Source organism: Ruegeria sp. O5, from assembly GCF_056535105.1.
In genome coordinates this window covers 32,675-53,944 of sequence record NZ_JBQERN010000007.1, presented here as the reverse complement: position 1 = coordinate 53,944, position 21,270 = coordinate 32,675, and the positions used below count along the sequence as shown (strand labels likewise).

Genomic DNA, 21,270 nt, shown 5'->3' with positions numbered 1-21,270 from the left:
CCGTTGTGGCGATCCGATATCAGTGACATGGGAAGCGATTTGACCGAGTTCAACCCCCGCCGGAGCTGATGAATTTCGCACCAGACCCGGACGTGCCGGACCCAGCCTGTAACCGGCGGATCGTAGCCGTTGGTTTTGGCGCATCGCGCCGCATGATAGACTTGAGTTCGGCCACTATCTCGTCAAGCTCCATGCCGAACCCCACCTTTCTGCGACCGTTCGTGCCTACCGCTGAAACCACGGACAAAACCTGCCAGCGCGAGCCGTTTTTTGCCAGAATGGCGGATCCGGAAGACCCGAAGGTGACGTCGCAATCAAAAGTGATCAGGCCCTGCCTGCGATCCAATACGCGGCACGACCTTTCCCGCGTGATCGCCTCGGATCGTCCGCGCCCATACGAGGCTATGCTGATCTCGTTTCCCGAAACTCGCCCGCTGTGCAACACGAAAGGATCGGCAATCGAATACGGGATGGGCTCATTCAGCCGCATAAGGGCGACATCCATCCGAACGCCTTCGTGCGAAAGCGGGTTATTTGAAGCGTAGCCGGGCAGAACGGCAATTTGCGTAATCTGACGCTCGGCCAACACGGTGCCGTTGCTCAGACCCGCACGAAACGTGATGTCTTCGGGCGCGTATGTTTCCCCGGTACGGCGGTCCACAGCACAATGGGCAGCGGTCAGCACCATGTCCTGCGCGATCAGCGTACCTGTGCAATAGGACTCTTCGCGCACATCCAGCCGCCCGATTGCTTCCCAACCATAAAGGTCGTCCCGGTCTGTCAGCTTGCGTTTGTTGGCTTGCGCATGGGATGCGGTCGCCAGAACACTCAGGCCCAAAAGCAGACTTAGAAAGACCTTGGTCATGGCCGGATAAACCTTGCACCGACGTTCTTGCCCGTCCCTGAACCGGAGGTCGACAATCCAAATCCGTGCCCGGCAGACAGCTCGTCGCGCAGCAATTGCAGCGTATGTTCAACCGCAGTCCCGATCGCAACGCTCTGGCCATCCATGCTGGCCTTTGCCGCCACAACCGACACGATCTGAGGGCGTGCGCCTGTAAAGGAAAAAACCGGTGCTCCTGAAGATCCGAAGTCGACGTCGCAGGACATGATCATAACGCCTGCCTGCCGGTTCATGACCGAACAAACCTGTTGCAACGAAGGCGCTTCTGACCGGTCATGTGCATAAGACACCACGCCCACTTCCGCACCCCGGCGCGGCTGATCTCCTGATTCAAACGGAATGACCGATGTGTTGCGGATCGGCTGCCAAAGCTCGATCAGGGCAACATCCGCGCCGACACGGTCCGTCGACGACTCGGCACTGAATTGATAATCCGGGTGAATTACAGCCTGCCTTGCCGTTCGATAAGCCAAAGCACGGCCCAGCCGCCACCCGGCCAGAAATTCGATATCGGACGGGTTCACCCGCTGCCCGGACACCTTGTCAAACAGGCAGTGCGCCGCTGTCAGCACAAGGGTCGGCGACACAAGCGTTCCGGTGCAAAACCCTTTTCCGGCAATATCCAGACGCCCGACAGCCATCCAGTCGCGCCCGGAATCCGAGGTCTCCAGGCTTTCCAGCCTGGTGTCCTGTGCTGTAGCCGCCATCGGCAAAGCACAAAGCACAATCGCCTTAATCCATTTGCGCACTCGGGTCTCCGGGGACTCACTCTGAAGCTTTTGTCCTACGTGTCACGTTGGGCAAAAATAGGGCGATCGGTGTTCAGGTGAATTTCCTGAGGAAATGATGCGGGGCGGCATCAGAGTGGCTTATCGCAAAATTGGAACAGAATCTCCTGCCCGTTGCAACGCGGGTGGTTTCGGCCCCCCTGTTGCCCAATCCAGCAACTCGACCGTATGAACGACTGGCACTTGGGTGCCGGACCCGATTTGCATCATGCAACCGATATTGCCTGCTGCGATGATATCAGGTTTCTTGACCTCAAGTGTCCTGATTTTACGCTGCTTCAACTGACCCGAGATTTCCGGCTGCATCAGGTTGTAAGTCCCTGCGCTACCGCAGCACAAATGGCTGTCGGCAGGCTCGACCACTTTGAACCCGGCACGTTTCAGAAGGTCTTTGGGATAGGTCTTGATCTTCTGCCCATGCTGCAGCGAACAGGCTGCGTGATACGCAACTGTAAGGTCCTGATCACGCCGTTCGGGTAGACTCAGCTTCATAACCAGCTCACTGATATCCATCGCGATACCCGAGACCCGCGCAGCATCGACCGAGAGCGCGTCGTTCCGGAACATATGCCCGTAATCCTTGACCGTCGTCCCACAGCCTGAGGTATTGATCACGATGGCGTCCAATCCGCCGCCGTCCATCTCGCGAATCCAGGCCCTGATATTGGCGATTGCGGCTGCGTGGCTGTCTTTCACCTTGCCCATGTGATGGGTCAGCGCTCCACAACATCCTGCACCCTCAGCCACCACAACCTCACATCCCAGCCGGGTCAGCAGACGGATCGTGGCGTCATTAATGTCAGTATTCAGCGCTTTCTGTGCGCAGCCCGTCATCAGCGCCACCCGCATTTTCCGCTCGCCTTCGGGCGCAAAGCTTTGAGGGTCATCGTTACGGCTGACCGGCGGAATGTTCTTGGGCGCCATGTCCAGCATGGCACGCAAACGGGCATCTGGCATCAAAAACCGGAACGGGCGACCCAGTTTCGCCCCGATCAGCGCCCAGCGAAAGCGCATCGGATAGGGCAGGATCTGTGCCAGAACCCAACGCAAAATACGATCCGCCAAAGGGCGTTTGTAATTCGCCTCGATATATTCCCGCGCGTGATCGACCAGATGCATATAGTGCACACCTGATGGGCAAGTGGTCATGCAAGCCAGACAGGACAGGCACCGATCGATATGTTTGACCGTCTTTTCATCGGGCTGCCGCTCGTTTTCGAGCATATCCTTGATCAGATAGATGCGCCCGCGCGGACTGTCCAACTCGTCGCCAAGAACCTGATAGGTCGGACAAGTCGCCGTGCAGAATCCGCAATGGACGCAATTGCGCAGAATTTCGTTCGAGCGCTTGGTTGCCGGGTCTTGCAGCTGCCGTTCTGAGAATGATGTCTGCATAAACCTATCCCATCAGCCCCGGATTAAACAATTCACGTGGGTCAAACTTAGCGCGCAACCCCTTTGTCAGGCTCGAGACGGCCACGTTTTCCGGTTGAAAACGCCCCAGTCGCGCGACTGTTTCTGCATCCGCTCGTACAAGTGTCGCGTGGCCAGAAAACACACCTAGACGCGCGCGCAGATCCGTACCTTTCGGGACGCGCAGCCAGACAAGCCCACCGCCCCAGTCGAAAAGCAACTGATCCGCTTCGGCACGCGCTGAAACTTCGGCCGCATCTCCGGGTTTTACTGAAAGCCGCCAGACATCCCCGTCCTGCCCCTGAAACGGATGAGCATCGCGGATACCAGCCCACAGCGTGTCTGCATCCGCTTCCTCTGAAATCTCTCCAAACCGGGACAGTTCAGCCGCCAACTTGCCTGTGCGATATGCGACCGCGTCCGTGAAGCCTTCGACCCTAAGCAGGGCTTTCCCGGCGTCGGGATCATACGCGGCCCCCGTTACTTCGAACGGCGATCTCAGCGCAGCGGACAGAACCCGAACCGCAGTTCCAGCTTCCCGGACCCCAACAGATAATGTTGCCACCCGTTCCGGTTTTGGAAGCACCTTCAGCGAAACTTCGGTCAAAACTCCTAAAGTACCCCAGGACCCGCCCATCAATTTGACCAGATCGTACCCGGTGACGTTCTTCATGACGCGGCCACCGTTCTTGATCACCTGCCCGCGCCCATCGACATAGCGTACCCCCAGCAGAAAATCCCGGCAGGCCCCGGCCTGAATCCGTCGCGGGCCCGAAATATTGGCCGCGACGACGCCGCCAATGGTCGGTTCACCTTGTGTCCCCAGCAATCCGCGATGATCCATCGGCTCAAACGCGAGGTGCTGGCCCTCTGCTTCCAGCGTCGCCGTGATCTCGGCCAAGGGCGTCCCCGCCCGTGCAACAAGGGTCAGCGCCCCGGGTTCGTATAGCGTAATACCGCGCAAAGCTCCGGTTTCGATTTCCGCATACGGGCTGGCAATTCCACGCGTCCCGCCTCCGACAATGCGTACAGGGTTTTCTAACCCGACCACCAGCTTTGCCAGATCGGCCTCAGTCTCAGGTCTCATTGGCTTCATCTTTTCCAAAATACTCCGGGGGCAAGGGGGCAGCGCCCCCTTATTCTGCAGCCATACGCCGCGGCTCCGACACGTCGAGCGGAAACACTTTGGCCGCGTTCAGCAGCCATTTGGGATCGAAAACGTCCTTAACCGCCATCTGCGCCTCAAGATCGGCAGGTGAATATTGATGAGACATCAGATCCCGCTTTTCGATCCCCACACCATGTTCCCCAGTCAGACAGCCGCCCTCGTCAACACACAGCTTCAGAATCTCTGCCCCAAAAGCTTCGCATTTTTCCAGATCGCCGGGTTTGTTGGCATCGAACAAGATCAGCGGATGCATATTTCCGTCGCCCGCGTGGAACACATTTCCGACCGGCAACCCAAACTCCCCACTCAATTCTCCGATACGACGCAGAACGGTTGGTAGGGCTGACACCGGGATCGTGCCATCCAGACACATGTAATCGTTCAATTGTCCCATGGCACCGAATGCAGATTTCCGACCCAACCAGATCTTGGCGCTTTCCTCGGCCGACTGGCTTTCGCGCAATTCAACCGGGTCATGGCGTTTTGCTATCTCGATGATTTTCGAAAGCTGAAAATCTATTTCAGCGTCAGACCCCTCCACTTCGACGATCAGCAGCGCGTTGCAATCGGGATACCCGGCATGGGCAAAGTTTTCGCAGGCCCTGATGCACAATGTATCCATGAACTCGATCGCGACCGGCAATATGCCCGATTGGATGATGTCCGAGACACACTGCCCCGCAACCTCATTGTCATTAAAACCCATCAGGACCGGTCGTGCGCCCTCGGGCTTGCGAAGAATACGCAGCGTGGCCTCGGTCACCACACCCAGTTGACCTTCGGACCCACAGATGACGCCCAACAGGTCCAGACCTGGTGCATCCAGATGCGCACCACCGATTTCGACAACGCTGCCGTCCATCATGACCATGGTCACGCCCAACAGGTTGTTTGTTGTTACCCCATATTTGAGGCAATGCGCTCCGCCCGAGTTCATCGCGATATTGCCAGCAATGGCACAGGCCAGCTGCGAAGACGGATCGGGGGCGTAGAAGAAATCCTTTTCTTCGACCGCACCGGTAACGCTTAGATTGGTGCGACCCGTCTGTACTTTGATGAAGCGGTTGTCATAGTCGATTTCCAACACCTCATTCATCCGTGCGACGCCCAGAATGACGCAATCCGCCGTCGGCAAGGCTCCACCGGCCAGTGAAGTGCCCGCACCGCGCGGCACCACAGGCACGTTTTCGTCATGACAAATGCGCAGAACATCCGAAATCTGCTGTGTGCTTGACGGCAGCACGGCCAGCATTGGCGGGCATTTATAGGCCGTCAAAGCGTCACACTCGTAAGCGCGGGTTTCGGAGGGGTCATGGATGATCGCATCTTCGGGCAGAACCCGCGACAGCCGCGCAACAAGCGCAGATTTCCGGCTCAGAACATCCGGGCTTGGCTTTGGCATCTCCATGGCATTCCTCCTTTTGGTAAAATTATATTACCAATTTATCGCACTGGCAAGTTCCCATGCCCGACCTTACTGTCGCGGTCATGATCTGGATCGAACGTGCCGCTCTTTTTGCCCCTCTGGACTACGCATCATTGCTTTTGCTGCTGGTTGCGTGGCTGTGGATCGGGTGGAAAATCGAACATCCGTCACCGCAGAGGCAATCCGTAGCTCTTATGATGGACGATTACCGGCGCGACTGGATGCGCGAGATGGTGACCCGCCAACCGCGCATGTTCGACGCGCAAGTCGTGGCGGCCATGCGGCAGGGCAGTACATTTTTCGCGTCGACCACGATGATTGCCATCGGGGGCGGGCTGGCCCTGCTGGGCAATACCGAAAGACTGGCAGGCGTCGCAATCGACCTCGCCATCGGCAGTGTCCCGGCAATGGTCTGGGAGATCAAAATCCTTTTCGTCGTATTGCTGCTGGCCAACGCATTTCTGAAATATGTCTGGGCGCACCGCCTTTTCGGATACTGCGCCGTGTTGATGGCTGCAGTTCCCAATGACCCCGAAGACCCGCAAACCTATCCCCGCGCCCGTCAGGCGGCTGAAATCTGTGTCACCGCCGCGCGCAGCTTCAACCGTGGTCTGCGCGCCACTTATTTTGCACTGGCGTCGTTGGCATGGTTTCTTGGACCTGTCGCGCTCATTTTGGGCACAGCGGTCACGTTTGGCGTCTTGTATCGGCGCGAGTTCGCCTCACACTCCCGGGAAATACTCATGGCCCGAGCCGCCAGCACGGATACGTGATACCGATGCGCTATCCCACTGGTTACACTGGTGCGATGCGATACTTGATTCTCTGCGCCATGTTGGCGAGCCCCGCCCTTGCCGACCCGCCAACAATCGAACAGGTCCGCACCAGTGCAAACGGTGATACATGGCGGTTCGATGTGACGATCCGGCATCCCGATACGGGTTGGGATCATTACGCCGACGGCTGGCGTGTTCTGGATATGGATGGAAACGAGTTGGGAATGCGCGTCCTGCTCCATCCTCACGAAACCGAACAACCCTTTACCCGCTCTCTGGGCGGGGTGGTCATTCCCGATGGCATGACACAGGTGCAAATTCAGGCACGGTGCATCGTCGATGGATGGAATGAAGGCACCACAGTGGTTAACCTGGATTGACCCTCAGAAAATTCCCATGGCCAGACCCGCACCCAAAGCGGCTCCTGTCTCGCGGCATTGATCCAGTTGGTCTTGCGGGATTGTCTTTTCGGCCAAAATGGCCTCGGGCGTTTGCGCATGAGTACAGATGATCAGCGGAGGCTGAACAGCTTTCAATCGCCAACCGGTGGCTATCCGTGCGATCTGACGGGCGGCGTTTTCACCATCCGATCCTGCGCAAATCATCTGCGCATAGGGTCGGCCTTCTAGCTTTCCCAGCACCGGGTAGTAACAGCGGTCAAAGAATTCCTTCATCAGACCCGAAATTGCCGCCAAATTTTCTGGTGCGCAAAAAATGTAACCATCGGCAGCCAACAGATCGTCCGGCCCGGCTTGATCGGCTGGCATAAGCTTTGTGTCAGCCTCACCTCGCGCAGCTTCAGCCGCGGCTTCGGCCATCTGCCGGGCACCGCCTGTGCGGGAGTGATAAACGATCAGAAGCTGCGCCATGTCAGACCCGGTGATAGGGGCCACCTGACAGAATGGTCGCGGCCCGGTAAAGTTGCTCGGCCAGCATCACACGGACCAGCATATGGGGCCAGACCATCGACCCGAAGGAAAAGGAAAAATCCGCCTCGGTCCGCAGAACCGGGTCAATTCCATCCGCACCACCGATCACAAATGCCAGGTCCTGCCGACCCGCGTCGCGCCAATCACCCAGCTTCTTCGCGAAATCGGGCGAGGACATGACACGCCCCCGTTCATCCAGCGTGCACAACACTGCCCCTTTGGGCAGGGCCTTACGCAGCAGCGCGGCCTCGGCTGCCATCCCTGCGTTTTTCTTGTCTTCAACCTCGATCACCTGCGCAGGCCCAAGGCCCAGCGCACGGCCGGTCCGGTCAAATCGGGTCAGGTAATCGTCAAGCAGTGTCTTCTCGGGTCCGGCGCGCAATCGCCCGACCGCAACTATGCTGATACGCATGTCTCTCTCGCCTCCGGCCTGTTAATGCAGGCCGGGATAGCGCCTCAGTTCGCCGAGGCGCTGCCGCCCTGAGGCAGCCACATCTTTTCCAGCTGATAGAATTCACGCACTTCGGGGCGGAAGATATGGACGATGACGTCGCCCGTATCGATCAGCACCCAGTCGCCGGTATCCTTGCCTTCGACCTTCGAGGTGAAACCGAATTCCTGCTTGATGCGATCCGTCAGCTTTTCCGCCATGGCCGACACCTGACGGGTCGACCGACCCGAGGCAATCACCATGTGATCCGCAACCGATGACTTGCCCTGCAGGTTGATCTGCACGACGTCTTCGGCCTTGTCATCGGAAAGTGAGGAAAGGATTCGTTCAAGCAGCTTGTCGCTGATTGACTGAGAGTGGGCCATTATGTTGACCCCATCATCGGCGGGCAAACCCGCCTGTGTATGTAGAGACAGGACATAGTCCTCCTTTGCTGCGCGCCGTGAAACCCCGGCGCCGGGGTACTAATAAGGTAGCAAGGGGAATGCAACATTTCAATGAATGCACGCTGCAGGGCGCACACAGGCGCTTACTCTGTAATGATCTGTTGCGCAGTTGCGCCGTCTGGCAGCAACCGGATTTCGCGCTGCGGGAAGGGGATCGAGATACCTTCTTCCTTGAATGCGTCCCAAAGCGCCAGATAGACATTGCCCCGGATATTGGTCAGCCCCTTTGTCGGGTCGCTGATCCAGAACCTCAGCACATAGTCCACGCTGCTGTCACCAAACCCGGTGATGTGGCAAACCGGTTCATGTTTGCCGCAGCTCAGGACCCGGGCAACCGCCTTCACCGCCCTGATTGCGGTTGCGCGCACTTTATGCGGATCGTCGTCATAGCTGGTACCAAAATCCAGATCCAATCTCACGAACCGGTCGGAATGCGACCAGTTCACCACCTGGTTGGTAATCAGATCTTCGTTTGGTATCAGGTACTCGCGCCCGTCCCGCGTTACGACAGACACGTATCGCGCGCCAAGCGCATTGATCCAACCGAACGTATCCCCCAACGAGATCACATCGCCCGGCTTGATCGAGCGGTCCATCAGGATGATGATCCCCGATATCAGGTTCGACACCACTTTTTGCAAACCGAACCCGATACCCACGCCGATGGCGCCAGACAAAAGCGCGATGCCGGTCAGATCGAACCCCAACGTTCGGATCGCAGCTATAAAGACTGCCCCGTAAAGCAGAACCTGTATGCCTTTTGACAGCAGCACCTGCATGGACGGGGTTATGTCGTCATTGCTTTGCAATGCGCGTTCGGCTGCGCGCGTGCCGATACGGGCCAGTGTCAGCAGGATGCCAATCAGCAAAGTTGCCTTGAGAATCCCAAGAGCCGAAATATGCAGGTCCCCAATGGAAATCGCGACACCGTCAAGAAAACCCGCGACATCATCCGTCAGATTCAGCGCGACAAGCGTTGCGTAGATCCACATTGCCCACTTGAAAATCCGGCGAAGCGTGCGGTTTTGGACCAGTCTCGCGACCAGTGCTATCGCCAGCCACGCCGCCGCCAACGTAGCTATCACCCCGATAATATAGCTGCGCGATGGCCAGGTGAGCTGCTGCATGGTCAGATACAATGCCCACGAAAGCAGGATGAAGTAGACCAGCGCCAACCGCCGCATCAGCTGTACCAGAACCCGCAGCCGCCATTTTGGCCATCCCGTGCGTGAACGAGCCCAGGCATCCCATCTAGACTGGGTCAGGAATTTCAGCAGCAAAGCCAGCGCCCACAGCAACAGGATGATGAGCAATTGATATTGTCGCCAGCCTGGCGTGACGATCAGATCAAGCAGCCTCTCGAATTGCGCGGAAAAAGCCGCAACCATGTTGTTATAGAGGTCGGTCAGCGTACTTGGGATCAGGTCTTGGTTCATGCACGTCTCCTGCGGGGCCAGCTTGGACAGCAATGCAGGGCGATGCAAGCCTGACACTGGTTTTGAACCTTGATTGCCGGAAGGGCGCGGTATATCTGAACCGCATGAGACTCAATGTGGCCCAACTTCAGAATCTGGAAGATCGCGCGCGCTTGCGTGAACGGTTCTTTGGCGCTGCCCGCACCGTTCTGGCGCGCCTATCCGTCGCCTGAGCCAACTCGCCAGCTATTTCTCATTACATACGGGAGAGGACCGATGTCCCCCAAGACACTCTATGACAAGATCTGGGATGCCCATGTCGCGCACGAAGCCGATGATGGAACCTGCCTGCTTTATATCGACCGCCATTTGGTGCACGAAGTCACCAGCCCGCAGGCATTTGAAGGGCTGCGCATGGCAGGGCGTAAAGTGCGCGCGCCGGAAAAAACCATCGCTGTACCGGACCACAACGTGCCGACCACACCGGACCGCGTGAATGGGATCGAAAACCCGGAATCACGCATTCAGGTCGAGGCGCTGGACAAGAACGCCAAGGATTTCGGCATTCACTACTACCCGGTGAATGACGTGCGCCAGGGCATTGTCCACATCGTTGGACCGGAACAGGGTTGGACCCTGCCGGGTATGACCGTTGTCTGCGGCGACAGCCACACAGCGACCCACGGTGCATTCGGCGCGCTGGCCCACGGCATCGGAACGTCCGAGGTTGAGCATGTTCTGGCCACGCAAACGCTGATCCAGAAGAAGTCCAAGAACATGAAGGTGGAAATCACCGGCAAGTTGCAACCGGGCGTGACCGCTAAGGACATCACTCTGGCTGTGATCGGTGAGACCGGCACTGCTGGCGGTACCGGCTATGTCATCGAGTATTGCGGCGAAGCAATCCGTGATCTGTCGATGGAAGGTCGCATGACCGTCTGCAACATGGCGATTGAAGGCGGGGCTCGTGCCGGCCTGATCGCGCCGGATGAAACAACGTTCGACTATGTCAAAGGCCGCCCGCACGCGCCGAAAGGGGCGCAGTGGGAAGCGGCTCTGACATGGTGGAAAACGCTTTACACCGACGAAGACGCGCATTTCGACAAGGTCATCACTCTGCGCGGCGAAGATATCGCGCCGGTCGTGACCTGGGGCACCAGCCCCGAGGACGTTCTGCCGATCACCGCAACCGTCCCGAACCCCGAGGATTTCGAAGGTGGCAAAGTCGACGCAGCCCGCCGCTCCATCGAATACATGGGGCTTAAAGCCGGCCAGAAGCTGAGCGAAGTTGAGATCGACACCGTCTTTATCGGCTCGTGCACCAACGGCAGGATCGAGGACCTGCGAGCCGCCGCCGAGATTCTGAAAGGCAAAAAGATCAAGGACGGCATGCGCGCCATGGTCGTTCCGGGCTCGGGCCTCGTCCGCGCGCAGGCCGAAGAAGAAGGTCTGGCGGATATCTTCAAAGAAGCCGGTTTCGAGTGGCGTCTGGCAGGATGTTCGATGTGTCTGGCGATGAATCCCGACCAGTTGCAACCGGGTGAACGCTGCGCCGCGACTTCAAACCGCAACTTCGAAGGCCGTCAGGGCCGGGGCGGGCGTACCCACCTGCTGAGCCCGGCAATGGCCGCCGCAGCGGCAATCACAGGACGGCTGACAGACGTTCGTGAAATGATGTAAGCTACCCTCATAACTGGATATTTGAGGGATTGAAGACATGAGTGACTGGACAAAATGGCTATTGCTTGGACTTCTGTCCATCGTGTTCGGCATCTTTGTGCTGGGCGCACCGGTCGTGGCATCAATTACCGTGACGGTGTTCACAGGTGTATTGCTGTTGATTTCGGGCGCATTGCAGGTTGTTGGCGGCTTCACAGTCGAAGGGACCGGCAACAAGATACTGTCACTTATCATGGGTGTCGTTATGCTGTTTCTGGGCTGGTCCTTTCTGGATCACCCACTGCAAGGAACGCTGACACTGGCAACCGTCTGCCTGATCCTGTTCATGGCTGGCGGCATTGCCCGCGTGATCCTGTCGTTCCAGATGCGTGGAACACAGTATTTCTGGGCGACGCTGGTCTCGGGCATCATGTCGATTGTTCTTGCAATCCTGATCTGGCGCTTTGCTGCAATGGACCCTTCAGTGCTGCTGCAATTGCTGGGCATCCTGCTGGGGATCGAGATGATCTTTAACGGGCTCGGCCTTGTCTTCATGGCGTTCTTCGTCAAGGACGCACCAAAAGAAACGAAACAAGCTTAACGCGGGGTCTGGGCGCGGCCCTCTCCCGCAGGAGTGTGAACATGGATAAGTTTGAAAAAGTCCACGGGGTGGCCGCCCCAATGCCGCTGATCAATATCGACACCGATATGATCATCCCTAAAGTGCACCTGAAAACCATCAAACGGTCGGGCCTGGGTGTCGTTCTGTTCGACGAGATGCGTTATCACGATGACGGTCAGGAGAATGAAGAATTCGTCCTGAACAAGCCCGCCTATCGCGAGGCCGAGATTCTGGTTGCTGGCGACAATTTCGGCTGTGGGTCCTCACGCGAACACGCGCCCTGGGCGATCAAGGATTTCGGCATCAAGGTCGTGATCTCGACCAGTTTTGCCGACATCTTCTTCAACAACTGTTTCAAGAACGGCATTCTGCCGATTGTTGTCGGGGCAGAACACCACGCGATCCTGATGGATGATGCGCATAAAGGCGAAAACGCCCGCATGACCGTACATCTGGAAGACCAGCAGATCACCACATCGGACGGCGTCGTGATCGATTTCGAAATGGATTCTCACCGCAAGCACTGCCTGCTGAATGGTCTGGATGATATCGGGCTGACGATGGAAAAAGATCATCACATCGACAAGTTCGAGGATCACGCCAGTCAGGCCCGTCCCTGGGTGTGATTCTGGGGACGAATCTGTGGATACTCAACCTGACGGGGTCGCCAAGGCGGCCCCGCTCGCATTCTTGGGGTTGATTTTTCGAAAACCACAACATGTGGGTATCAATTTGAGATACACGTCGGATTTGCGTCGAAAATGATGCAATACCGCACCAGTTGCGCCATCTTTTTGCCCGAAATCCCGTGTTTTCTGCACCTCGGCTTGAGCAAAATGCCGCTTATCGTTCATGTTGACGCTGAAGAGGCATCCGTCAACGTCAGACGAAGCGACGGGCACAAGTTGGAAACAAGTCGACAAAGATCGGCTGATCCGGTTTGAAAAAGGGTTCGGATAGTGATTGCGCGCACAACAGGGGCGGCGATACGCGGTATACTTGTTGCACTTATGGTGCTGACACCTGCGTTGTACCTGCCTGTCTCATCTACGAACGGGACCGAGATACTGGTCTTTCTCGCGATCCTCGCGTTTATCCTGACCTTTGCCGAATACAATTCCGCCTTTCCCAGCTTCATCGAATTCCGCGACGCGCCCCCGGTCAATCGCCTTCGGTTTGTCGGCCTGATGTCGATGGTCACCTTTCTGACGCTGATCTGCAAAAACGCCTTTGAACCAACGCAGTTGACCACATTCTCTTATTCGGTTGGTTTGGCTGTCGCAAATGTGGTGGACTTCCCCTATTCTCCGGTGCGCCTCATCGTGTTGATGTTGCCCCCGGATGCCAGCCACGCCTTGATTGAACTGGTCCGCATCACGGCCAGCGTGGCTTATGTCGCGGCATTGGTCACGATTGTCAGCTTTGCCTATGCGGTCAGGGTTCGGGGATGGCCAACCGGAAATGGCGCCTTCAATGTTTGGACAAACCTGCCGCTGTTTGACCCGACCAAAGGGGGCGATGTCGTTACGCGCCTTCAACGGGATGGCCGCCTGAACATCTGTATCGGCATTCTGCTGCCATTCCTCATTCCGGCGATAATCAAGTTGATGAGCAGTGTGATCGCCCCGATCTCTCTCGGGAACCCACAGACCTTGATCTGGACCATGAGCGCATGGGCCTTCCTGCCCGCCAGCATGATCATGCGCGGCATGGCGACCCTTAGGATCGCGGGCTTGATCATGGAAAAACGCCGCGCTTATTCGACCAGCGAGTCAACACAGGCCGCATGATCCGCACCCTATGTCTGCTATTGCTGCCCTTTGCGGCACAGGCAGAGGTCGTGCGTATCGCCACCTATAATACCGAGCTCAGCGAAAAAGGTCCTGGCCTACTGCTTCGCGACATTCAACGCGATGACGCGCAGGTTCTGGCCGTTGTTGACGTTATTGCATCGGCACGCCCTGACATAATCGCCCTTCAGGGTATCGATTGGGACCTGAACAATACTACTGTAATCGCCCTGACCGGGAAACTGCGCAACGCGGGGCTTGATTACGGATATTACCTTGCCGCACAACCCAATGCCGGGCTGGAAACCTCGCTTGATCTGGACGGTGATGGCAAGACTCAAGGCCCCGGCGACGCCCAAGGCTGGGGGCAGTTCACAGGTCAAGGTGGGCTGGCGGTGTTGTCGCGATACGAAATCATCACCGCTGAGGTTCAGGATTATTCCGAGCTGTTGTGGCGGAGTTTACCGGGCGCCATCCTGCCTAGAGCAAACGGGCACCCCTTCCCGTCTGACGCGGCACATCAGATACAACGCCTGTCTTCGACCGCACATTGGGTTGTACCGATCGAAACCCCTTATGGGCGGCTCAATCTCATGACCTTTCATGCCGCGCCACCCGTTTTCGATGGGCCCGAGGATCGAAACGGATTGCGCAACCAGGATGAGATCCGGCTCTGGTCCGTTTTACTGAACGGTGAACTGGGGCCAGTTCCCGAAGGTCCCTTCGTAATCGCCGGCGATGCCAACCTTGACCCAACGCGTGGAGAGGGCCGTAAACAGGCCATTCAGTCCCTTCTGGCCCATCCGCGTTTGCAAGACCCGCTGCCGAAAGACCCGTCAGGTTCGACCTCAACGGTCGCGTGGAAGGCCACGGGTGAAATGCGCGTGGATTATGTGTTGCCGTCGGCCGACCTGCGCATTTCGGACGCCGGTGTAACGTGGCCGGAAGAAGGCACCACGCTATACGAATCCGCCCTGCGCGCCAGCAGGCACCGGTTGGTCTGGATTGACGTCACCCTGCCCTAAGGCGTGACCGACTCTCCGTTCGCATAGGGCAAAGCCACAAGGGTGGGTGAGATCGCAGAACGCAATGCATCATCCAGATCTGTCTGATGCACAGAACCCAGCAACTCGGTCAGGTACGATCCGTCCAACTGATGTGGCACCTTCCACAAGTACCGCATTTCAATCAGGTGTGAGGACATGCGCCAGAATGGTCGCGCCAGCTGCAATGGCCACCATTGCATAGGCTTCACGGATATGTCCCGTCCGGTCACTCTCCTCAGAGACTGCGCGATCTCAGCTCCGGTCAGGGTGTAGCCAGCAAAAGGAACATCGCAGAACCGCGGCAGATCCTTTCGGATTTCACATAGCGCGACGGCAGCTTGGGCCAGATCAGGCAGATAGGCCCAGGCGTGCGGGGCCTCCGGATCTCCGGGATACACGAATTGATTGCGCGACAGATGCTTGATCATGACCTGATCGAACCAGTTTCCAGATGCCTCAGTGTCAATGAAATCGCCTGCTCGCAGAAGGATCGTTCTGACGGTTGAAGCGCGATACGCCTCCTCCATTTCAATCCGGATACGGCCAAGCGGATTGGTGGCCAAGTGCGGTGTAAGGCCGGACCATGGGCCTTGCGTGTCCGCTCCAAACACATAGACGTTTCCGGGAACCAGTACGGTGGCTCCGGTCTCGGACGCGGCGTCTATCACACGTCTGGTCAGGTCGGGCATTTCACGCGACCAATCAGGATAGAGCGGGTTCCACCCGTTTACGATGACATCCACCCCTTTTGCCGCCTGGGAAAGAGAATCGGACCCGCGACGGAATGTCTGCACGGTCCAACCCGCATTCCGAAACGCCTTTGCAGCATTACGCCCAAACCGGCCCGACGCGCCGAGTACCAGAGCAGTTTGTGTCATTGATGCCTCCTGTTTCAGACCAATCTACCCATTCAATGCACATATGGAATTGCCGGGAAATGTAGAATGTGTATTCAATTATGAATGGATAAAGCACTGACACATGCGGATTGGTCTCTGATCCAAAGCTTTCTGGCCGTGGCCGAAACAGGATCCCTGTCTGCCGCTGCACGGCACCTTGATCGCAGCCAACCCACATTGGGGCGGCAAGTACAAAGCCTTGAGACCGAACTGGGCGTATCCTTGTTCGACCGCCACGCGCGCGGCCTGAAACTAAGCGTGGCAGGTTCCCAGCTCTTGCCGATGGCGCAGCAAATGCACAGCGCCATGACTGCCTTCAGCCTTGCCGCCGCAGGGCAGTCGCAGCAGCTTGAAGGCTCGGTCCGCATCACCGCTTCGGTCTTCGCGTCGCATCATCTGCTGCCTCCGATTCTGGCGAATATCCGAAGGCAGGAACCCGCCATTCAACTTGAGCTGGTCGCCACCGATACCACGGAAAACCTGTTATACCGCGAGGCAGATATTGCCGTTCGCATGTATCGCCCCGCGCAGATGGATATCATTTCGCGTTATCTGGGCGAGGTGCCGTTATGCTTTTGCGCGGCCAGGTCCTATCTCGACCGTAAGGGACGCCCCAAGACACCCGAGGAACTTTTTTCCCACGACCTTGTGGGGTTTGACGCCAATCAGGAAATCATCAAGGCCATGCGCGAAAAAGGATGGCCCGCAAGCCGCAACAGTTTTGCGACCCGCTGCGATCTGCAAAGCGCCTATTGGGAACTGATCCGCGCGGGATGCGGCATTGGCTTCAGTCAGGTCCAGATGGCAGAAGCCGACCCGGATGTCGAAATCTTGCCGCTGGATGTTGAAATCCCGGTTCTGCCCGTGTGGTTGGCTGCGCCGCAGGCCATGCGCCAGACCCCACGTATCCGCAGGGTCTGGGATTTGCTGGCAGAAGGGCTCAAGGCCAGCCTCTGAGGATCAAAGTGGGCCCGTATACGTTCCGCGCGCCGGGTAGTTATTGCCCAAAGTGAACTTCAGACCACCCGCGATATCCGACATCGACGGACGTCCAAAAGGCGTGGTCTGCTGCCACCCAAAATAAAGCGTCCGGTCAGGTGCGATGTAAAAATGTCCGGGTTCCGCAAACAGGTCTGGTTCGGCACTGCCTTCGCGCCTGGTCGAGATGTTCAGCCCCCAACCCTCCCGCGCCTCAGACAGGGGCAGGCTGTGGCCTACACGCAGGCGGGAAACATTGGCTTTTGCTGCGGTTTCAGCGGCACGTTCGGCGGTATCGGTGGTGATCATGATAACCTCGACACCCAGCGCCGCGAAATCGTCCAGCGCCGCCTCGGCCTCGGTCATCTGCCTGATGCAGATCGGGCAATGCAATCCGCGATATTGAATCACCAGCGTTCCGTTTTCGCCCTTGTTGGTCTCGAGGTCGAAACTGCCATGGGCGACAGTTTCAATTTTCAGCGCAGGAACCAGATTTCCGGGTGTCAGCATGTGTTTTCCTTGTGTTTTGACAGGTCTGTCTCATTGACCCGATGCTGCGCAGACGCTAGGGCCTGTGCAACAAAACGCAAGGAGACCCTTCATGCCCAACCCCTCGCTCCTCATCCTGCCCGGAGACGGAATTGGCCCAGAAGTTATGGCCGAAGTGCGCAGAATCATCGATTGGTTCGGTGCCAATCGTGGTCTTCAATTTGACGTGAGCGAGGACCTGGTGGGTGGTGCCGCCTATGACGCCCACGGCAAGCCTCTGTCCGATGAGACCATGGCAAAGGCGCAAGAGGTTGACGCGGTTCTGCTGGGCGCCGTCGGCGGTCCGAAATACGACGATCTGGATTTCAGCCTGAAACCCGAACGTGGCCTGCTGCGCCTGCGTAAGGAAATGGACCTGTATTCGAACCTGCGCCCCGCGCAGTGTTTTGACGCGCTTGCCGATTTCTCTTCGCTGAAGAAAGACATCGTTGCCGGTCTGGATATCATGATCGTGCGCGAACTGACGTCGGGCGTCTATTTCGGTGAGCCGCGCGGCATCTTCGAGGAAGGCAACGAACGCGTCGGCATCAACACCCAGCGTTACACCGAATCCGAGATCGAACGCGCCGCGCGCTCGGCTTTTGAACTGGCAATGCGCCGCAACAAAAAGCTGTGCTCGATGGAAAAAGCCAACGTCATGGAATCGGGCATCCTGTGGCGCGAAGTCGTCACCCGCGTCGCAGCGGACTACCCCGAAGTTGAGCTGAGCCATATGTACGCTGACAACGGCGCGATGCAGCTTGTGCGCGCACCGAAACAGTTTGATGTGATCCTGACCGACAACCTGTTCGGTGACATCCTGTCCGACTGCGCCGCGATGCTGACCGGGTCGCTGGGCATGTTGCCTTCGGCCTCTCTGGGCGCGCCGATGGCTAATGGTCGGCCCAAGGCAATGTATGAACCCGTCCATGGCTCGGCCCCGGATATCGCCGGTCAGGGCAAAGCCAACCCGATCGCCTGTATCCTCAGCTTTGCTATGGCCCTGCGCTACAGCTTTGATCAGGGCGAAGAAGCGGATCGTCTGGAGGCCGCGATCGAGAAAGTACTGGCCGATGGTGTACGCACCGGCGACCTGCTTGCAGATGAGGGCGTTCAGCCCGTATCAACCACTGAAATGGGCGACGCGATCCTTGCGGCCTTGGATGCCAGCGTCTGAAACACGAAACAGCGAAATGACAAAAGGCGGTGCCCGATGCACCGCCTTTTTTCGTTTTTTCCCTCAGAGAAGGCTCTAGTTTCCACCGAAAATATTCTTCAGAAGATTGTTGATATCATCGGCAAAGCCTCCGCGCTTTCGGCGCGGTTGTGGCTGTGCGACCTGAACCGGCGGCGCTGGTGCCATCATCGGCAAGGGTGTCGGTGTCATCCCTTCGGTGACACGCAGCATGGTTTCTCTCCAGATTTCCGCAGGCAAACCTCCGCCGGTCACACCAGATAGGGGCGTGTTGTCGTCGTAGCCCATCCAAACACCGGTTACGTAATCCGCAGTAAATCCGATGAACCATGCATCCCGCGCCGCCTGGGTTGTGCCCGTTTTGCCCGCCACCTGCCAGCCGGGCAACTTGGCCCGTCCACCTGTGCCTTCGGACACCACACGTTCCATCATCCATGTCAGCTGTTTGGCAGCCGCGTCGTTAATCACCCGTTCACCGATACCGGTTGTCGTAACCATGACAGGTGCTTCATCACCCAGTAGCTTCAACTCGGTCAGGCCATAAGGTTCAACGGCAGAGCCGCCGTTCAGAATACCTGCATAAGCCCCCGTCATCTCAATCAGCGTGCTTTCCGACGCGCCCAGCGCCAAGGCCGGACCTTGCGCCAGATCGCTGGCAATGCCAAAACCACTGGCCACGGTGCGGACGTTATCCAAACCCGAAATCTCGGCAACTTTCACCGCCGGAATATTCAGCGAGTTCTTCAACGCATCCGCCAGTGACACGCGCCCGTAGTACTTGTTGGTATAGTTCTTGGGGCACCATTGACCGGACCCGGGAATGTCCACGCAGTAAGGTTCATCCATCACCGTATCCAGCGGCGAATAGCCGAGTTCCAGCGCGGTAGCGTAGACAAAAGGTTTGAAGGACGAACCGGTTTGGCGCTTGGCGATGGTGGCCCGGTTGAACACCCCGGCAACCCGTGTTTCTCGGCCGCCGACCATGGCTCTCACCGCTCCGTCCGCGGACATGACCACGATGGCCGCCTGCGCCTTGGAGCCTTCGCGCACCTTTTCCTGAAAGATGAATTGCAAAGCCTCTTCCGCCGATCGCTGAATCCGCTGATCCAAAGTCGTCTGAATCACAACATCTTCGGTTGTGTTATCACCAAAATAACTGGGAAGTTCCGAAACAACCCAATCTGCGAAATAGCCGCCCGCTCGGGCAGCTGCAGCTTCAGACAGTTGCGCCGGGCGCGTACGCGCTTCGCTGGCTTGTGCGGCGGTCAGATATCCCTGATCCTCCATCAGACCGATCACCAGCCGCGCTCGATCCTGAGACCGTTGCAGGTTGTTGGTCGGCGCATAGCGTGTAGGCGCAACCAGCAGGCCAGCCAGCATCGCGGCCTCTGCGGGCGAAACCTCGGCGGCAGATTTTCCAAAGTAGCGCTGGCTTGCGGCTTCGAACCCACGCGCGCCTGCGCCAAGAAAAGCGCGGTTCAGGTAGATCGTCAGGACCTCGTCCTTGGAGTATTTCACTTCCATTGCCAGCGCATAGACAGCCTCCTTGGCCTTGCGCCACAAGGAGCCCTGACGGCAGTCGGCCTCATACGCGGCCTCGGAATCCCAATCGCCGGGATCAAAGGGAACACCCAGACACAGCAGTTTCGCGGTCTGTTGCGTGATCGTCGATCCGCCATGCCCGGACAAAGGCCCTCGGCCTTCTTTCAGGTTGATGCTGACCGCGCTGGCGACACCACGCGGGCTGACCCCGAAATGCCGGTAAAATCGTTTGTCTTCGGTTGCGACAACCGCGTTTTTCAGATGTGGAGACACGGTATCGGCTGTGATCACGCCACCAAACTGATCGCCACGCCAGGCAAAGACCTTGCCGTCACGATCCAGCAAGGTCACGGAACCCCGCGCGCGCCCATCTAGCAAGGCATCCACATCCGGCAAGGTTGCGTAAACGATACCCACCGCCAGCGCGAGCAGCATGGCCGAAACCGCACCGACACGCCAGGTCAAGCCCCAGATCAGCCGCCAGATCCATCGGAACAAGCGACGAAAGATACCCCCGCCTTTGCCCCCTGATGACTTGCGGGTTTTCCTGCGTGTGGTTTTGCGCGTGGCCGTTTTGCGCGCCGTCGATTTCTTGCCCGCCGCGCTTTTGGTCGCCGCCGGTTTTCGGCCCTTTGAAGGGTACCGTCTATCCGCGACCAATGTCGGCTTGCGGCGCTTGGACTCAGTCATGCTCAAACTCTGCCCGGTTATACTTTTTGGTCACCATACCTCGACAACCGCAGTATGTAGAGGTCCGAATTTCCGGAATTTCCCCTCTCTATAGTGCTCAATTATTAGTCGCAACGACTGTGTTGTGCAAAAATTGTGCAACTTCGCATTATTTTCCGACAGGTTTTGGCCCCGAAAGCGTTTCTTACTGCGCCGCGGCGCGCTTTTTTTCTGCAGGTGCAAACAAGCCGGTCCCACCGGACAATCAGAGGGGAAAGACGTGAAACTGATCATTGCGACAATCAAGCCGTTCAAGCTGGAGGAGGTGCGCGAAGCACTGACCGAGGCTGGCGTGCGCGGCATGATGGTAACCGAGATCAAGGGCTTCGGCTCGCAGTCCGGTCACACCGAAATCTATCGTGGGGCCGAATATGCGGTGAACTTCGTGCCCAAGATCAAGCTTGAGATCGTGGTGCCTGCGACAATGGCCGACCAGATCGTCGAGACCATCACCAAAACCGCCAAAACCGGCAAGATCGGTGACGGCAAGATTTTTGTCCTCGATGTCGAACAGGCGATGCGTGTGCGTACCGGGGAAACCAACGAGGACGCGCTGTAAGTGCGCC

Annotated in this window: 23 protein-coding genes; 11 read left to right on the top strand and 12 right to left on the bottom strand. The window is 57.7% G+C overall.

Annotated elements, in window-relative coordinates:
- Positions 1-49 precede the first annotated feature (49 nt).
- The 5 genes from ACR0M3_RS11145 to ACR0M3_RS11125 all read right to left on the bottom strand — a co-directional run bounded on the left by ACR0M3_RS11145 (position 50) and on the right by ACR0M3_RS11125 (position 5,681).
- Positions 50-865: a trypsin-like serine peptidase gene (locus tag ACR0M3_RS11145; protein ID WP_480910757.1), complete on the bottom strand. Its 816-nt coding sequence runs from the start codon at positions 863-865 to the stop codon at positions 50-52.
- Positions 862-1,653, bottom strand: coding sequence for a trypsin-like serine peptidase (locus tag ACR0M3_RS11140; protein ID WP_480910754.1), 792 nt, complete (start codon positions 1,651-1,653; stop codon positions 862-864). The genes ACR0M3_RS11145 and ACR0M3_RS11140 overlap by 4 nt, the downstream gene beginning before the upstream one ends.
- Positions 1,654-1,773: 120 nt before the next feature.
- Positions 1,774-3,087 carry a glycolate oxidase subunit GlcF gene (gene glcF, locus ACR0M3_RS11135; protein ID WP_480773966.1) on the bottom strand — a complete coding sequence of 438 codons (1,314 nt, stop codon included), beginning with the start codon at positions 3,085-3,087 and terminating at the stop codon, positions 1,774-1,776.
- Positions 3,088-3,091: 4 nt separating this feature from the next.
- A complete protein-coding gene (locus ACR0M3_RS11130) occupies positions 3,092-4,192 on the bottom strand; it encodes an FAD-binding protein (protein ID WP_480773965.1) in 1,101 nt (366 codons plus the stop codon).
- 49 nt (positions 4,193-4,241) lie between these two features.
- Positions 4,242-5,681 carry an FAD-linked oxidase C-terminal domain-containing protein gene (locus tag ACR0M3_RS11125; protein ID WP_480910752.1) on the bottom strand — a complete coding sequence of 480 codons (1,440 nt, stop codon included), beginning with the start codon at positions 5,679-5,681 and terminating at the stop codon, positions 4,242-4,244.
- Positions 5,682-5,761: 80 nt separating this feature from the next.
- On the opposite strand from ACR0M3_RS11125, the gene ACR0M3_RS11120 reads away from it, so the two are divergent.
- Entirely contained in the window at positions 5,762-6,472 is a 711-nt protein-coding gene (locus tag ACR0M3_RS11120; RefSeq protein WP_480774008.1) for a DUF599 domain-containing protein, read from the top strand.
- 35 nt (positions 6,473-6,507) lie between these two features.
- The gene (locus ACR0M3_RS11115) at positions 6,508-6,855 is read left to right on the top strand and encodes a hypothetical protein (protein WP_480900095.1); all 348 of its coding nucleotides are present in this window, start codon (positions 6,508-6,510) and stop codon (positions 6,853-6,855) included.
- Between the two features lie 3 nt (positions 6,856-6,858).
- Here ACR0M3_RS11115 and ACR0M3_RS11110 read toward each other — a convergent pair whose 3' ends face one another.
- The 4 genes from ACR0M3_RS11110 to ACR0M3_RS11095 form a co-directional block, all read right to left on the bottom strand.
- Complete coding sequence (locus tag ACR0M3_RS11110) at positions 6,859-7,344, bottom strand: flavodoxin family protein (protein WP_480910749.1); 486 nt, start codon at positions 7,342-7,344, stop codon at positions 6,859-6,861.
- 1 nt (position 7,345) lies between these two features.
- Entirely contained in the window at positions 7,346-7,816 is a 471-nt protein-coding gene (gene rlmH, locus ACR0M3_RS11105; protein WP_480910747.1) for a 23S rRNA (pseudouridine(1915)-N(3))-methyltransferase RlmH, read from the bottom strand.
- A gap of 44 nt (positions 7,817-7,860) precedes the next feature.
- The gene (gene rsfS, locus ACR0M3_RS11100) at positions 7,861-8,220 is read right to left on the bottom strand and encodes a ribosome silencing factor (protein ID WP_209599225.1); all 360 of its coding nucleotides are present in this window, start codon (positions 8,218-8,220) and stop codon (positions 7,861-7,863) included.
- 164 nt (positions 8,221-8,384) lie between these two features.
- Complete coding sequence (locus ACR0M3_RS11095) at positions 8,385-9,737, bottom strand: mechanosensitive ion channel family protein (protein WP_480910745.1); 1,353 nt, start codon at positions 9,735-9,737, stop codon at positions 8,385-8,387.
- 116 nt (positions 9,738-9,853) lie between these two features.
- Here ACR0M3_RS11095 and ACR0M3_RS11090 point away from each other — a divergent pair, with 116 nt between their 5' ends.
- The 6 genes from ACR0M3_RS11090 to ACR0M3_RS11065 all read left to right on the top strand — a co-directional run bounded on the left by ACR0M3_RS11090 (position 9,854) and on the right by ACR0M3_RS11065 (position 14,812).
- Positions 9,854-9,949, top strand: a complete 96-nt coding sequence (locus tag ACR0M3_RS11090) for an isopropylmalate isomerase (protein WP_245220657.1) — start codon at positions 9,854-9,856, stop codon at positions 9,947-9,949.
- A gap of 43 nt (positions 9,950-9,992) precedes the next feature.
- Complete coding sequence (gene leuC / locus ACR0M3_RS11085) at positions 9,993-11,396, top strand: 3-isopropylmalate dehydratase large subunit (RefSeq protein ID WP_480488169.1); 1,404 nt, start codon at positions 9,993-9,995, stop codon at positions 11,394-11,396.
- Positions 11,397-11,433: 37 nt separating this feature from the next.
- Positions 11,434-11,976, top strand: coding sequence for an HdeD family acid-resistance protein (locus ACR0M3_RS11080; protein WP_480483886.1), 543 nt, complete (start codon positions 11,434-11,436; stop codon positions 11,974-11,976).
- A 41-nt stretch (positions 11,977-12,017) separates the two neighbouring features.
- Positions 12,018-12,623, top strand: coding sequence for a 3-isopropylmalate dehydratase small subunit (leuD, locus tag ACR0M3_RS11075; protein ID WP_480910742.1), 606 nt, complete (start codon positions 12,018-12,020; stop codon positions 12,621-12,623).
- A gap of 333 nt (positions 12,624-12,956) precedes the next feature.
- On the top strand, positions 12,957-13,787 hold the full coding sequence (locus ACR0M3_RS11070; RefSeq protein WP_480483884.1) for a hypothetical protein: 831 nt from the start codon (positions 12,957-12,959) through the stop codon (positions 13,785-13,787).
- Positions 13,784-14,812: an endonuclease/exonuclease/phosphatase family protein gene (locus ACR0M3_RS11065; protein ID WP_480910739.1), complete on the top strand. Its 1,029-nt coding sequence runs from the start codon at positions 13,784-13,786 to the stop codon at positions 14,810-14,812. Before ACR0M3_RS11070 ends, ACR0M3_RS11065 begins: the two co-directional genes overlap by 4 nt.
- On the opposite strand, the gene ACR0M3_RS11060 is transcribed toward ACR0M3_RS11065, so the two are convergent.
- On the bottom strand, positions 14,809-15,711 hold the full coding sequence (locus ACR0M3_RS11060; protein WP_480910736.1) for a Rossmann-fold NAD(P)-binding domain-containing protein: 903 nt from the start codon (positions 15,709-15,711) through the stop codon (positions 14,809-14,811). The two genes, ACR0M3_RS11065 and ACR0M3_RS11060, sit on opposite strands and share 4 nt — an antisense overlap.
- Positions 15,712-15,795: 84 nt before the next feature.
- Here ACR0M3_RS11060 and ACR0M3_RS11055 point away from each other — a divergent pair, with 84 nt between their 5' ends.
- The gene (locus tag ACR0M3_RS11055) at positions 15,796-16,689 is read left to right on the top strand and encodes a LysR family transcriptional regulator (RefSeq protein WP_209599231.1); all 894 of its coding nucleotides are present in this window, start codon (positions 15,796-15,798) and stop codon (positions 16,687-16,689) included.
- Between the two features lie 3 nt (positions 16,690-16,692).
- Here ACR0M3_RS11055 and ACR0M3_RS11050 read toward each other — a convergent pair whose 3' ends face one another.
- A complete protein-coding gene (locus tag ACR0M3_RS11050) occupies positions 16,693-17,220 on the bottom strand; it encodes a redoxin domain-containing protein (protein WP_267364240.1) in 528 nt (175 codons plus the stop codon).
- Positions 17,221-17,311: 91 nt separating this feature from the next.
- Here ACR0M3_RS11050 and leuB point away from each other — a divergent pair, with 91 nt between their 5' ends.
- Entirely contained in the window at positions 17,312-18,415 is a 1,104-nt protein-coding gene (gene leuB / locus ACR0M3_RS11045) for a 3-isopropylmalate dehydrogenase (protein WP_209507247.1), read from the top strand.
- A 75-nt stretch (positions 18,416-18,490) separates the two neighbouring features.
- Here leuB and ACR0M3_RS11040 read toward each other — a convergent pair whose 3' ends face one another.
- A complete protein-coding gene (locus ACR0M3_RS11040; protein WP_480910733.1) occupies positions 18,491-20,665 on the bottom strand; it encodes a transglycosylase domain-containing protein in 2,175 nt (724 codons plus the stop codon).
- A gap of 259 nt (positions 20,666-20,924) precedes the next feature.
- Here ACR0M3_RS11040 and ACR0M3_RS11035 point away from each other — a divergent pair, with 259 nt between their 5' ends.
- Entirely contained in the window at positions 20,925-21,263 is a 339-nt protein-coding gene (locus ACR0M3_RS11035; RefSeq protein ID WP_209507249.1) for a P-II family nitrogen regulator, read from the top strand.
- Positions 21,264-21,270: the final 7 nt, after the last annotated feature.

Bases quoted from the DNA above. Each gene is read 5' to 3' on its own strand.
- ACR0M3_RS11145 (WP_480910757.1), bottom strand. From the start codon at position 865: ATGACCAAGGTCTTTCTAAGTCTGCTTTTGGGCCTGAGTGTTCTGGCG.
- glcF (WP_480773966.1), bottom strand. From the start codon at position 3,087: ATGCAGACATCATTCTCAGAACGGCAGCTGCAAGACCCGGCAACCAAG.
- ACR0M3_RS11130 (WP_480773965.1), bottom strand. From the start codon at position 4,192: ATGAGACCTGAGACTGAGGCCGATCTGGCAAAGCTGGTGGTCGGGTTA.
- ACR0M3_RS11125 (WP_480910752.1), bottom strand. From the start codon at position 5,681: ATGGAGATGCCAAAGCCAAGCCCGGATGTTCTGAGCCGGAAATCTGCG.
- ACR0M3_RS11120 (WP_480774008.1), top strand. From the start codon at position 5,762: ATGATCTGGATCGAACGTGCCGCTCTTTTTGCCCCTCTGGACTACGCA.
- ACR0M3_RS11115 (WP_480900095.1), top strand. From the start codon at position 6,508: ATGCGATACTTGATTCTCTGCGCCATGTTGGCGAGCCCCGCCCTTGCC.
- ACR0M3_RS11110 (WP_480910749.1), bottom strand. From the start codon at position 7,344: ATGGCGCAGCTTCTGATCGTTTATCACTCCCGCACAGGCGGTGCCCGG.
- rlmH (WP_480910747.1), bottom strand. From the start codon at position 7,816: ATGCGTATCAGCATAGTTGCGGTCGGGCGATTGCGCGCCGGACCCGAG.
- rsfS (WP_209599225.1), bottom strand. From the start codon at position 8,220: ATGGCCCACTCTCAGTCAATCAGCGACAAGCTGCTTGAACGAATCCTT.
- ACR0M3_RS11095 (WP_480910745.1), bottom strand. From the start codon at position 9,737: ATGAACCAAGACCTGATCCCAAGTACGCTGACCGACCTCTATAACAAC.
- leuC (WP_480488169.1), top strand. From the start codon at position 9,993: ATGTCCCCCAAGACACTCTATGACAAGATCTGGGATGCCCATGTCGCG.
- ACR0M3_RS11080 (WP_480483886.1), top strand. From the start codon at position 11,434: ATGAGTGACTGGACAAAATGGCTATTGCTTGGACTTCTGTCCATCGTG.
- leuD (WP_480910742.1), top strand. From the start codon at position 12,018: ATGGATAAGTTTGAAAAAGTCCACGGGGTGGCCGCCCCAATGCCGCTG.
- ACR0M3_RS11065 (WP_480910739.1), top strand. From the start codon at position 13,784: ATGATCCGCACCCTATGTCTGCTATTGCTGCCCTTTGCGGCACAGGCA.
- ACR0M3_RS11060 (WP_480910736.1), bottom strand. From the start codon at position 15,711: ATGACACAAACTGCTCTGGTACTCGGCGCGTCGGGCCGGTTTGGGCGT.
- ACR0M3_RS11055 (WP_209599231.1), top strand. From the start codon at position 15,796: ATGGATAAAGCACTGACACATGCGGATTGGTCTCTGATCCAAAGCTTT.
- ACR0M3_RS11050 (WP_267364240.1), bottom strand. From the start codon at position 17,220: ATGCTGACACCCGGAAATCTGGTTCCTGCGCTGAAAATTGAAACTGTC.
- leuB (WP_209507247.1), top strand. From the start codon at position 17,312: ATGCCCAACCCCTCGCTCCTCATCCTGCCCGGAGACGGAATTGGCCCA.
- ACR0M3_RS11040 (WP_480910733.1), bottom strand. From the start codon at position 20,665: ATGACTGAGTCCAAGCGCCGCAAGCCGACATTGGTCGCGGATAGACGG.